The organism is Nocardia sp. NPDC057272, assembly GCF_042668615.1.
In the GTDB taxonomy this organism is placed as follows: Bacteria; Actinomycetota; Actinomycetes; order Mycobacteriales; family Mycobacteriaceae; genus Nocardia.
This window is the reverse complement of record NZ_JBHUYK010000009.1, coordinates 108,364-120,215: the sequence shown is the minus strand read 5'-3', so window position 1 is coordinate 120,215 and position 11,852 is coordinate 108,364. Positions and strand designations below refer to the sequence as shown.

Below are 11,852 nucleotides of genomic sequence, written 5' to 3'. Positions count from 1 at the left end.
CGCGCGGCGGTGCGTTGGAATCTGTCCAATGCCGATGATCGAGCGTTGGCGCCGGTCCGAAAAAGCTCACACGCCGGGTAGCGGTTTCGCATCGGCCGGCACATTCATGAATGCCGAAATCACGTGATCGCTGAGGTAGAGCCTTAATCCTGAACGCCACTCCGCGGGGATACCCGCCGGGACCATGTCGAGTGCGTCTTCGACCTCTTCCCATATTCGGGGAAAGGGGATTCCGTTGCGCGAGCAGGATTCGACGGCGACCATCAGCTGTTGCGTCAGGCAATCCATGTGAACGGTCGGTGTCACAGTGAATGCCGTGTCGAGTAGCAGCTCGAGATCGTCCATTGTTTGCCCCTTACCGGTTTCGCACCCCTGCTGTGCGCTCAACGTAGGGGACCGATTCACGGTGTGGGAAATCGTGCGGGGGTTACTGGTGGTTCAGATATCTTTCGGCTGCCGACTTGTGATCCGCACCGACCGGCCGGTGTAGGTTCGACCGATGACCTCCACGGCCCTGTACTACGGCACTCGCTGGGACGAGCAGGGTCGATGGTTCTACGAGCTGCTCGGCGACGACGGGACCACCGAGCTGCTGCCCGGAATCGGCACGCGGCTGGCGTTCCGGATCACCGATTCGGCACGATTCTGCTTGGGCTACAACGGGTTCGGGGCAGGACGTCGTGGGCGAGTCGCCTGTCCTCGTCGCGCACGGGTCGACACCGGGCGCCAGTGCGAGCAGTGCCGGGTCACCGAGGGGTGGTCGGTGGTGCACAGCCACCGGGGTCCGCTCGCGGCATTGCCCGAACAGGTCCGCGACTACATGTCGCAGCCACACCACCTCTACATCGCGTATTTCGGGGACGGGATGACCAAGGTCGGTACGGCCTCGGCGTCGCGGCGCAATCGCCGTCTCTTCGAACAGGGTGCGCTGGTCGCCCGGTTCATCACCGATTCCCCGGATGGACTGCACGTTCGGGATCTGGAGCGGACGGTGACCGAGCGAGCCGGGATCGGGCAGGCGGTCGCCGGGGTCACCAAGACCCGCATCCTCACGAAACCGCTGCGCCCCTGGGCGGTGCTGGAATCCGCGGTCGCCGACGCGGCCGAGCACGCCGCGGGCACGCTGCCCGCCGACATCACGCGCACCGATATCGCCTGGTCGGGCGGGCGGGACTTCTACGCCACGATCCAGGCCAACGGCCGATTCCCGGTCGCCACCGAAATCGACGGTGAGCCGGGCGAATACGTCCTCGACGCGGTGACCGCACACGGCCACACCATCGCCTGCCGGGACCCCGCGGGCGCGAGCGAACTCGTGTTGGTCAACGACACGCGCCTCGTCGGTCGCCGCATCGAACTCGACTCCACGATCACGGCGACGCCGGAACCAGCGCAGACCAGCCTGTTCTGAAGTCCGCTCACTCCATGGCGGCGAGTTGTGCCCGCATCGTGTCCAGTCCCATGCCGCCCAATCGCAAAGCGCGGGTGTGGAATCGCCGCATGTCGAACGACGCTCCAGCGCGCGCCCGGGCTTCTTCGCGGGCCGTCAGCCAGAGGCGTTCACCGATCTTGTAGGCGGGTGCCTGTCCGGGCCAGCCCAGGTAGCGGTCGATCTCGTCGCGAGCGGTGGCCTCGTCCTCGAGGGTCCGCGTCAGCAGGAACTCCAGGCCGAGATCGGGAGTCCACCGCTCGCCCTCGTGGAAGTCGGCGCCGGCCGGAATCTCCCATTCGAGGTGCATCCCGATGTCCACGACCACGCGGGCGGCGCGGAACAGCTGCTGGGAGAGCATGCCGAACAGGTGGCCGTCGTCGTCGAGGTAGCCGAGTTCCTGCATGAGGCGTTCGGCATAGAGCGCCCACCCCTCGCCGTGCCCGGAGGTGAACGACATCAACCGCTGGTAGGTGTTCAGCGAATCCGCCTCGTACACCGCGGTCGCGATCTGGAGGTGATGGCCGGGCACACCCTCGTGATAGACCGTGCTGACCTCGCGCCAGGTCGTGAAGTCCTCTTTGTCCGGCTCCACCGACCAGGTCATGCGTCCGGGTCGGCTGAAATCGGCGGTCGGGCCGATGTAATACGCACCGACGACTCCGCCCGGCGGCGCGATGGTGCATTCCAATCGCATGAGCTCGTCGGGGATCTCGAAGTGCTCCTCGCGCAACGATGCCAGGGCTTCGTCGGACATCTGCTGTAGCCACGCCCGGAGTCCGGCCCGCCCGCGCACCCGGTATTTCGGGTCTGCGTCGAGCACTGCCGCGGTCTCGGTGAGGGAGGCACCCGGTGCGATCCGGGCGGCAACGGCGATCATCTCGGCCTCGAGCCGGGCGAACTCCGCCCAGCCCCAGTCGTAGGCTTCCCGCAGGTCGAGGTTCGCGCCGGTGAAATAGCGTGACCAGAGGCGGTAGGTCTGCTCGCCGACGGCATCCTTGGCGGGCGCGCTCGCCATGAGGTCGGCGCGCAGGAACTCGGCGAGAGCGGCGTAGGCCTGCTCGGCAGCCTGCGCGCCCTGCCGCAGCCGCGCCAGCGGCGCACCCTCGACAGCTTCCGCGGCGGCGACAAAAGTGGTGAAGAACCCGGTGTTCGCGCCGGAACCCGCCCAGGTGTCCGCCTGCTCGGCGACCTTGATGATCTGGCGCAGCGCACTGACCTGCCCGCGCTCCGCCGCGACCAGCAGCGAGGCCCGCAGGCCCGCCAGCGCCTCGGGCACCCCCGCGAGACGCTCGGCGATCACCGCCCAGTCCTCGGCAGTGTCGGCGGCCATCACGTCGAACACCATCCGAATGTTCTGGACCGGACTCTCGATCACATTGAGCGCGGCGAGAGGGAGCCCGGCGTCATGGATCTCCACGTCGAGCCCGACCCGTTCGGTGAACACAGCTTTCGCCACCCGTTCGCCGTCATCGGCCGGTTGTGCGTCGAGCATGGCGTGCAACGCGTTTCGCGCTATCCGCGCCCGAATTTCGTGCCCGGCGGGCGAATAGTCGGTCAGGCGATCGTCGTGTCCCGCGATGCCGAACATGGTCGCCGTGACCGGATCAGCGGCCGCGTAGTCCTCGACGAATCGATCACAGATCTCATCCACACCCATGCGGACACGCTAACGGCCATCGGCCGCCCGCGGGCAACCTACGATCGCGAGCACGGCCACCGCGGTGTGAGCACGCCCGCACAGGAACCGCTAGGCGCTCTGCCGACGCACGATCTCGGTGATCCAGGTGGGCGCGAACGGGGAGGTGCAGCCAGGGGGAGTGGGGTAGTCCTTCAAGACCTCGAGGCGCTCGCCGATGTCGAGGGCGCGGGCGCGGTGTTCGGGGTGGTCGATACCGATCTGGGCGAGGCAGTGGTTCATCGCCCACTGCAGGCGATCGGGTGCGGTTTTCATCTGCGCTTCGATGAGGTCGAGCAGACCTGTGAGGTCGAGGCCCTCGGGCTGCTTCGCGACTCGTTCGGTGGTCAGTGCCCAGCCCGCGCTCGCGACCACGGGGTCCGGGTCGTCGAACCAGCTGACACGCAGTTCCTCGGCGTGCGGGTTCTTCTTCACGACATAGTTGACCAGCCAGTCGTGGACCTTGGGTGTGCGCGCCTGGCGGATCATCGCGTCCAGTTCGTCACGCTCGAACATCTTCGGGCGGCAGATCAGCAGGGCGAGGAGTTTCGCGGCGGTGTCGTCGGTGTCCCAGAGCTGCCGGGCAAGCGCCGGTTGTGTCTTCAGGCGTTTGGCGAGCGCGCGCAGCTTGGTGAGGTTGACGCCGTGATCGTCGCCGTGCTTCTCGTTCACCGCGCGCATCTTCGGGTCGTCGAGGGCGGCGAGTTCGGCCAGCACCTCGTCCACCGTCGTTTCGGACACCTGCGCCTCCTGGTCTAGTGCTCCTCGGAGACCATCATGCGTCGGGCCGTGTCGAGGTGCCAGGACCGGGGGTTCGGGAGAACACCGCGACCAGGAAGTCGGAGTCGTCGGTGAAGGGCCGAAGATCCCAGGTCGACAGCAGCAGGTCGACGGTGAGCCCGGCGTTTCCGGCGTCGGTCAGGAACTCGGCGAACTCGTAGCCGCGGTCCGCACCGAACCCGATGATCGCCCGCCCGCCCGGCGCGAGATGCCCGGCGAAACCCGCCAGCACCGCCGACCGGGTGGACGGGGCCAGGAACGTCATCACATTGCCCGCGCACACGATGGCGTCGAAGTCGGCGACGGGCAGGTCCAGCTCGGCGAGGTCGCCGACCAGCCAGGTCGGACCGGGATGGTCCGCGCGTGCCGCGTCGATCAGCACCGGGTCGACGTCGACGCCCACCACCGTGTGCCCCACATCGTGCAGGTATCCACCGGTCCGCCCCGGCCCGCACCCCGCGTCGAGCACCCGGCTGCCACGTCCGAGCATCGCGTCGACCAACCGCGCCTCACCCACGATGTCGGTCCCCTGCGTGGCGAGCGCCCGGAACCGCTCCACATACCGGCTCGAATGCGCCGGATCCGCGGCGACGATGTCCTCCCAGCCACTGCGTGTGCGCTCGTTCGACGCGTTCATGATCGCTCCCTCGATTCGGCCGCTATACCAACCTTGCCGACCTTAGCCGCGCTGGTGAGAAGTCCGAGCCAGCTGATCGGACGAGCGTCCGGCTGCGAACTGCCGCGAAGGTATCTGCCCTGCGCGGGAGCGTTGTCTAGATCGATGGAGGCATCGCGGGCCTGAATCCGCTTGCCGGTGGTCGCTGGGAGCGGCTGCGGCGGATGAGGGTGACGATCAGGATGGCGATGCCGAGCACAATGGCGGTGACCGCGATCGCCACCGCGAGCAGGATCGGGCCTGCGAGGGCGGAGCCGAGGTCTTGGCCGACGGCCAGGGTGATGCCGGGGCCGCCGTCGGTTTCGAGGGTGTAGACGCCGTCTCGGTCCGCGTGGAAGGTGAACTCGGCGGTTCCCTCGTGGCCACTCAGCTGATACGACTGCTCACCACTGAAGGCCTCGGTCGGCACGACTTGCCCTGTGGGGTCGGTCAATCGGGCTCGCACTGCTTCCGGCGGCTCGATCGTGGCCGCACCCGGATACTCGAAGTAGACGGTGTAATCGCCTGGCGCGAGGTTCAGATCGCCGGAACCAGGGACTGTGACGCGCTGGTATCGGTCGACGCTGTCCGACATGCGGAAGAATCCGATGGCGCCGACACCGATGGCGCCGAGAATTCCGCCCACGATCACCAGTACCGCCGCCACGATCCACCCACCCGACGACTGCTGCGGCCGCGTGGGGAGTTGTTGCAATGTCCGGCCCTGATGAGCGGTTGGATAGCGTGTGGGGTCGGACACAGCGGAGCCTCCTGAGCGCCGTGCGGTCTCACGGCTTCGCTGCTCAACTTATCTTGTCCCACAGACAGTTTCGTAGAACACTCGTGTGTGCACCCTGTGGTGGCGGCCCGGCGACGGTCCGAGTGGTGGCAGCGTGAGGCCGGCCACCACTCGGTACCCGTTACGGCGTCGAGTAGCCGATGAGGGCGCCGATGCCCGCACCGATCGGGATGGTGACCAGCGCGCCGACTCCGCCGAGGAAGAAGCCGAGCACAGCGCCGATGCCGGCGCCGATGAGCGCGCCGATGCCCGCGTTGTGCTGCTTGCGGGCCTCGGTGTCGGCGGCCGCGTCGACGAATTCGGCCATGTTGGCGGTGACGACGGCCGGTGCGGCGGTGGGGGTCAGCGTCGCTGACCTGCCGTCGGCGGAGATGCCCGCGACCAGGTCGAAATCGCCTGCTCCGGTGATGATGCGGGTCGGCACGGCCGCGACCACGTTGCCCTCCCTGTTCGTGAGCGTGACCGCACCGCCGACGACCCGGAACGTGCCGTCCGGGGCGGACACCGTGAGCCCGGAGCCATCGGCCAGCGGACTCGCGGTGAACGCGACGCCGCTGTCGACACCCTGCACGATCGGAGCCGCGGCTGATGGTGCGGCCTGCGCGGTGGTGGTCGCCGCGAGGCCGACAGCACCTGCCGCGAGAACGGCGATCACGCCGAGTCGTTGTGCGCCCGAAGTTGTTCGAGACGAGAAATGCATCCTGCCCCTCCAGTCTGCCCGCCAGATCCGGCGGAACATCCTCTGCCGGACCGGATCTCGGTCCGAGGACATTTTCGCATCGACGGCGATTCCGTGGAACCCACCAGCGGTGATACCGGAAAAACATCATCACTTCGACATAAATGGTGAATTACATTGCCACACCATAGATATCGGTACGGTTACCGGAAATATTCCGGTACTACGGGACGCTGGACGGTTCCGACTCGTCCTCCGGCTCCTGGACGACGACCAGGTTCGCCGACAGCGCGGCGGAATCGATACGGGTGATCGAGTCCAGCATCAACTGCGAGACATCGACAACCTCGACACCCTCGCCTTGGCCCTGCTCCTGACGCGCGGTCACCCCATCGTTGAGCATCACCCGGCAGAACGGGCAACCCGTCGCGATCTTGGTCGGATTCGTCGACAACGCCTCATCGACCCGATCGACATTGATCCGCTTACCGAGCTGCTCTTCCATCCACATCCGGGCACCACCGGCACCACAGCACATCGACCGCTCGCCATGGCGCGGCATCTCGATCAGATTCGACCCCGAGGCCTCCATCAACTCACGCGGCGCGTCGTAGACCTTGTTGTGCCGGCCCAGATAGCACGGATCGTGATAGGTGATGTTCTGCGAAACCGTCGCGACCGGCACCAGCTGCTTCTGGCGCACCAACCGGTTCAGCAACTGGGTGTGGTGCACAACCTCGTAGCGACCACCGACCTGCGGGTACTCGTTGTTGAGCGTGTTGAAGCAATGCGCGCACGTGACAACGATCTTCTTCTTGGACTGCTCGACACCCTCGAACACCGAGTTGATGACCTCGATGTTCTGCAACGCCAGCTGCTGGAACAAGAACTCGTTACCCGCACGACGCGCCGAGTCACCGGTGCAGGTCTCCTCCGCACCCAGCACCATGAACTTCGTGCCCGCGGTCGCCAGCAGCTCGGCCACGGCCTTGGTGGTCTTCTTGGCCCGGTCCTCGTAGGCACCGGCGCACCCGACCCAGAACAGGTACTCGTAGCCGTCGAAGCTGTCGGCGTCCTTACCGAAGACCGGGATGTCGAAATCGACTTCCTTGATCCAGTTGAGGCGGTCCTTGGAGTTCTGCCCCCACGGGTTGCCCTTGTTCTCGAGGTTCTTGAACAGACCCGCGAGCTCGGAGGGGAACTCCGACTCGATCAACACCTGGTAGCGGCGCATATCGATGATGTGATCGACGTGCTCGATATCGACCGGGCACTGCTCGACACAGGCACCACAGGTCGTGCACGACCACAACACCTCGGGATCGATGATGCCGTGGACGTCCTCGCCACCGACCAGCGGACGATCCGCCTCCGCACGCGCGGCCTCGGGGATCTCGTCGGCACCGGCGAGCAGATAGGGCGCCTTGGCATAGGTGTGATCACGCAGCGAAGTGATGAGCAGCTTGGGGGACAACGGCTTTCCGGTGTTCCAGGCAGGGCACTGCGACTGGCAGCGACCGCACTCGGTGCAGGTGGTGAAGTCGAGCAAGCCCTTCCAGGTGAAGTCTTCGACCTTGCCGACGCCGAGCGTGTCGACGTCGGGGTCGGCGGTCTCCAGGTCGAGGACGCCGCCCTCGGACATCATGGGCTTGGCCGCGCCGAGTGCGACGCCACCGTCGTCTTCGCGCTTGAAATAGATGTTGAAGAAGGCCGAAATCCGGTGCCAGGCAACACCCCAGGTGAGGTGGCGGCCGATCAGATAAAGGAACGCCGCCCCGGCGAGCATCTTGATGAACGCGAAGAGCGAGATCATCAGTGGACTGGCAGGCAGCAGCCGCGCGATCTGCATGGTGAACAGATCACTCGACGCGTGGCCACCACCGTAAGTGGCGATTTTGCCTGCCTTGAGCAGCACGTCACCGAGGCCGTGGATGAGCACGATCGTCTCGACGGCGTACGCGGCAACGAGATTCGACCCGCTGAACCGGGAGAGGCGCTCGGGGCGGCGTGGGTGGTTGCGCTGTCGGATGGTGATCAGCACCAGGATTCCGATCACTGTGGCGAGACCGAGTATTTCCTCCAGCAGGTGGTAGCCGAACGTGTCGCCGATGATCGGCCAGCCGAACTCCGGGTCGAAGGTCTGTCCGTAGGACTCGAAGTAGAACACCATGCCGAGCAGGAACCCGACCATCACGAGCCAGTGCGCCCAACCGACAGTACGAAACTTGTTCATCCGCGTGTGCGCGAGGACTTCGACGACGACGGTCTTCATCCGTGGCAGAACGGGGCCGATCCGTGACCGGTCGGGCTGGCCGCTGCGGAGAACGCGAATCATCCGGGACAGGCCGAGGGCCAGTGACCCCCAGCAGATCGCGGTGATGATGACGCCGATGACCCCAAGTGCGATCGTCGCAGCGCTCACGGTGTTGCCCCCTGTCCCCGCCGGCCGGCAACACAAGCATGTTACTGGCCGGTAACTTGATTTCCGCTGTCAAGTTAGCACCGATTCGGCAGCGGCGAAAGCCCCGGGCAACCGGATTCGTTGCAGCGCTGCGGACTTGCGAATCTGCCTGCGATCCCACGCGAAATTGCCATGTGCGCCGCGCGGATTTCGTTGGCAGGATCGAGTGGTCCAACGAACCGAGACGGAGGGAAACCGATGACAATCCTGGTTACCGGGGCGACGGCCAATATCGGGCGCATGGTCGTGGACCAGCTGATCGCGCGCGGTGCGACCGACATTCGCGCGCTGACCATCAACCCCACCAAGGCGGCGCTGCCCGCAGGCGTTCAGATGGCGCGGGGGCATCTGGGACGACCGGCCGGCTTGCCCGCGGCATTCGAGGGCGTCGACCGGATGTATCTCGCGCCTTCGCCGGACAATGTCACCGAGATCCTCGAGCTGGCGCGCGCAGCCGGGGTGCGGCACGTCGTGGACCTGTCGGGTGAGCCCGAAAGCTGGTGGGGCAGTGTGTGTAACGCCGTCGAGGGCAGCGGGCTGGACTGGACTCATCTGTGGCCCGCCGACTTCATGGAGAACACTCTGACGTGGTCTCAGCAGATCCGTGACACCGGTGCTGTTCATGAGCCGCACCCCGGCACAGCCAGTGCGCCCATCGCCATGAACGACATCGCCGCCGTAGCCGCGACCGCTCTGCTGGAGGACGGTCACCTCGGCCGCGCGCACTCCCTCGCGGGCCCGCAGATCCTCACTCGCGCGGACCTGGTCGCGCACCTCGCCGATGCCCTCGACCGCGAGATCACCTTTCGCACCTCCACCCGCGAGGAGACCATCACCGCGCTACGACCCACCATGGGCGACAACGCCGCCTGGTACGTCGACAACGTCCTGCTGGACTTCGCCCCGCCGCCGGAATCCCTGCTCACCACCAGTGTCGAAGACATCACCGGCCACCCCGCCACCACATTCGATCGCTGGGCGCACGCGAACGCTGCCCGGTTTCTCGCCGACTGACACACCCCACGCCGCCGCGGCCATCGTGGAAACCGGACACGGAAACGATGCGGAGGCGGCGTACGGGGTGCACACTGGTCGGGTATCCGATTGCAGCGCTTGGTTTTCCGGGAGGGGGTCCGGTGAGCACTGTCCTTCTCGCCGTACACGACGCTGTGGGTCCCGTGCTCGCACAGGCTCCGACGCCCGAGCCGCCGCCAGGATCCGCGAAGTATGTGCAACTCGTGCGCTACTTGTCGTGGCTCGCGGTCCTGCTGGTCCCGGTGCTCGTGATCATCGTTGTCATCGTGATCGTGCGGGTGACGCGGTCGCGCCGCACCGAGCCGAGCCAGCACCCGCGCCCGACACCGCCACCGGTCGTGGCCCCTCCTGTCGTGGCGCCTGCGCCGAGCTCGGCGACGCCTGCGTCGCCGACACCGCGCCCGCTTCGAGGTGGCTGGCGTCGGGTTGCCGATCCGTCGAGCCCCGATCGATCGAGTGCGGTTCCAGACCTTCCGCTCCCGGGGGCGCAAGGCTGGCCTCCACCGGATCCGACGGTATGGGGACGCCCCGAGCAGCGATGACCACACCGGAATATTCATTGCCTCGGGGTAGGAAATGTTGTCGGAGACAAGGAATCCGGGGGCCTCGAGGGAGTTCGACCAAATCTTGTTCGGTCGGTTCCTGATTGCCGGGCGAAATGCCACTATGTGGGCATTTCGGGTGGCTTCCAGGGGTTCGGCGGTAGGGCTGTGGGAAAAATATTGGCGCCAATAGGTCGGCTGGTCGCGGCGGTCGTTTTGATTGTCGCGGCGATTATCGCGCTGCACGGGCGTTTACCTGGGACCGTTGTTCCCAGTGAAACCGGTGGGACTTCGCCGGTCGCTGTCGCGTTGATGCCGGTATTGCTGCTGGTATCGGTGGTGATCTTGCTCGCGGGCGTCATTGTCAGTCAGCATCGGCTGCCGTTGGCGATGCCCGCGGTCGAGCACGGTCTCCGGGTTCGTCTGTCGTTCACGCGGTTCGCGGTGCTGGCCCCGATCGCGCTCAGTACCGTGGCGCTGACGTTCGCGGTCGGCATCACCATGCTGTTCGTCTTGCCCGGCGCACGGCGTCAGCCGACACCGGTCGCCTCGGTGACACCGGCGGAAGCGGGACAGCCCGGTGCGCCCGCCGCTGTCGATGTGCAGGTGGTCGATTCGGCGGTCGACTCGTCGCGTCTGAGCGGAATGGCGTTGCTGGGAGCCGCGGGCCTGGCGATCGTGCTGATCGGCATCGCGGTGGCCGGTCTCGTCGGCGTCGCCGTCGCCGGCCGGGCGCCGCTGGTCGACAGCGTGGAACTGACCGAGGAAGAGGTCTCGAACACAGTCGACTCGCTGACCAGGGCCGCCGAGATGGGACTGGCCGCGATGAACGCGCCAGGTCAGGATCCGCGGACCGCCGTGATCGCCTGCTATGTGGCCATGGAGGCCGGGCTGGCCGCGGATCGGGCTGCGGCGCCGTTGATCTCGGATACGCCGAGGGAAGTACTGGAGCGGGCTTTCGACAGCGGCGTGCTGCACGACGACGGCGCGCATGAACTGGTCGCGCTGTTCGAGGAAGCCAGGTTCAGTCCGCACGCCATGCTGGGCTGGCAGCGTATCCGTGCCGAACAGCTGCTGCGCCTGGTTCTCGCCGACCTCCAGTCCCGCGACGAGGTGCCGGTAGGAGCCCAGTGCTAGTCGCGGCCCCGCATCTCGCCGTACAGCCAGGTGCCGATCATCCGCGCGGTCATGGCGATGGCGGCGGCGCGGTCGCCGTCGGCCACGTCGTCGGCCGAAGCGCGCAAGACCGCGGCGAATCCGGTGTTGACCAGAACCCAGGACATCATGTCGTTGTCACGGTCGTCGCCGGGCCCGACGAACTGGATCACGATGAGCTTTACCAGCATTCGCAGACGCGGCTCGAATTCGGGTAGCCCGCTGCTGTAGAACTGCACACTGCCGACGAGCGCGCGAACCAGATCCGACTTCGCGATCAGTACTTCGGCGAAGACATCGAGTATCTCGGACGCGACGGCGACATAGTCGTCGCTGCTCTTCGGCGACGTCGCCACGGGCAGGCTGAATACCCGCTGGGTGAACTCCTGCTCGACATCGGCGATGAGCCGATCGAGGAGTTCGTCGACGAGAAACGACCGCTCCGGAAAGTATCGGTACAGCGTTCCGATGCTGACGTGCGCCTGCGCCGCGATGACATTGGTGGAGGTGTTGTCGATTCCCCGCTGCCCGAACAGTTCGGCGGCGGTGTCGAGAATGTGCTCCCGGGTCGCCTTCGCCCGCTCCTGCTTCGGCCGGATCCGCCGGTCGACGGGTTTCGGTGGCATCGGTATTCCTTTC

The 11,852-nt window shown here is 66.3% G+C and carries 11 protein-coding genes; 3 read left to right on the top strand and 8 right to left on the bottom strand.

Annotated features, from left to right (window positions below):
• Nucleotides 1–66: 66 nt before the first annotated feature.
• The gene (locus ACFULV_RS15380) at nucleotides 67–345 is read right to left on the bottom strand and encodes a hypothetical protein (RefSeq protein ID WP_378656958.1); all 279 of its coding nucleotides are present in this window, start codon (nucleotides 343–345) and stop codon (nucleotides 67–69) included.
• Between the two features lie 154 nt (nucleotides 346–499).
• Between ACFULV_RS15380 and ACFULV_RS15375 the strand changes: the two genes are divergently transcribed.
• Complete coding sequence (locus ACFULV_RS15375) at nucleotides 500–1,411, top strand: hypothetical protein (protein ID WP_378656955.1); 912 nt, start codon at nucleotides 500–502, stop codon at nucleotides 1,409–1,411.
• Between the two features lie 7 nt (nucleotides 1,412–1,418).
• Here ACFULV_RS15375 and ACFULV_RS15370 read toward each other — a convergent pair whose 3' ends face one another.
• The 6 genes from ACFULV_RS15370 to ACFULV_RS15345 form a co-directional block, all read right to left on the bottom strand.
• Nucleotides 1,419–3,089 (bottom strand): DUF885 domain-containing protein, encoded by a 1,671-nt coding sequence (locus ACFULV_RS15370; protein WP_378656953.1) that lies wholly within the window; start codon nucleotides 3,087–3,089, stop codon nucleotides 1,419–1,421.
• A gap of 90 nt (nucleotides 3,090–3,179) precedes the next feature.
• Complete coding sequence (locus tag ACFULV_RS15365) at nucleotides 3,180–3,848, bottom strand: DNA alkylation repair protein (RefSeq protein WP_378656950.1); 669 nt, start codon at nucleotides 3,846–3,848, stop codon at nucleotides 3,180–3,182.
• Nucleotides 3,849–3,882: 34 nt separating this feature from the next.
• The gene (locus ACFULV_RS15360; RefSeq protein WP_378656947.1) at nucleotides 3,883–4,524 is read right to left on the bottom strand and encodes a class I SAM-dependent methyltransferase; all 642 of its coding nucleotides are present in this window, start codon (nucleotides 4,522–4,524) and stop codon (nucleotides 3,883–3,885) included.
• 136 nt (nucleotides 4,525–4,660) lie between these two features.
• The gene (locus ACFULV_RS15355) at nucleotides 4,661–5,302 is read right to left on the bottom strand and encodes a hypothetical protein (protein WP_378656944.1); all 642 of its coding nucleotides are present in this window, start codon (nucleotides 5,300–5,302) and stop codon (nucleotides 4,661–4,663) included.
• 160 nt (nucleotides 5,303–5,462) lie between these two features.
• Nucleotides 5,463–5,996 (bottom strand): hypothetical protein, encoded by a 534-nt coding sequence (locus ACFULV_RS15350; protein WP_378656941.1) that lies wholly within the window; start codon nucleotides 5,994–5,996, stop codon nucleotides 5,463–5,465.
• 247 nt (nucleotides 5,997–6,243) lie between these two features.
• Entirely contained in the window at nucleotides 6,244–8,442 is a 2,199-nt protein-coding gene (locus ACFULV_RS15345) for a (Fe-S)-binding protein (protein WP_378656939.1), read from the bottom strand.
• Between the two features lie 237 nt (nucleotides 8,443–8,679).
• On the opposite strand from ACFULV_RS15345, the gene ACFULV_RS15340 reads away from it, so the two are divergent.
• Nucleotides 8,680–9,495: an NAD(P)H-binding protein gene (locus ACFULV_RS15340; RefSeq protein ID WP_378656936.1), complete on the top strand. Its 816-nt coding sequence runs from the start codon at nucleotides 8,680–8,682 to the stop codon at nucleotides 9,493–9,495.
• An 875-nt stretch (nucleotides 9,496–10,370) separates the two neighbouring features.
• Complete coding sequence (locus ACFULV_RS15335) at nucleotides 10,371–11,195, top strand: DUF4129 domain-containing protein (RefSeq protein ID WP_378656933.1); 825 nt, start codon at nucleotides 10,371–10,373, stop codon at nucleotides 11,193–11,195.
• Here ACFULV_RS15335 and ACFULV_RS15330 read toward each other — a convergent pair.
• Nucleotides 11,192–11,839: a TetR/AcrR family transcriptional regulator gene (locus ACFULV_RS15330; RefSeq protein WP_378630248.1), complete on the bottom strand. Its 648-nt coding sequence runs from the start codon at nucleotides 11,837–11,839 to the stop codon at nucleotides 11,192–11,194. The two genes, ACFULV_RS15335 and ACFULV_RS15330, sit on opposite strands and share 4 nt — an antisense overlap.
• Between the last annotated feature and the right edge of the window lie 13 nt (nucleotides 11,840–11,852).

What these genes read in the sequence shown, in the direction of transcription:
- ACFULV_RS15380 (WP_378656958.1), bottom strand. Translation starts at nt 345, where the DNA reads ATGGACGATCTCGAGCTGCTACTCGACACGGCATTCACTGTGACACCG.
- ACFULV_RS15375 (WP_378656955.1), top strand. Translation starts at nt 500, where the DNA reads ATGACCTCCACGGCCCTGTACTACGGCACTCGCTGGGACGAGCAGGGT.
- ACFULV_RS15370 (WP_378656953.1), bottom strand. Translation starts at nt 3,089, where the DNA reads ATGGGTGTGGATGAGATCTGTGATCGATTCGTCGAGGACTACGCGGCC.
- ACFULV_RS15360 (WP_378656947.1), bottom strand. Translation starts at nt 4,524, where the DNA reads ATGAACGCGTCGAACGAGCGCACACGCAGTGGCTGGGAGGACATCGTC.
- ACFULV_RS15340 (WP_378656936.1), top strand. Translation starts at nt 8,680, where the DNA reads ATGACAATCCTGGTTACCGGGGCGACGGCCAATATCGGGCGCATGGTC.
- ACFULV_RS15335 (WP_378656933.1), top strand. Translation starts at nt 10,371, where the DNA reads ATGCCGGTATTGCTGCTGGTATCGGTGGTGATCTTGCTCGCGGGCGTC.
- ACFULV_RS15330 (WP_378630248.1), bottom strand. Translation starts at nt 11,839, where the DNA reads ATGCCACCGAAACCCGTCGACCGGCGGATCCGGCCGAAGCAGGAGCGG.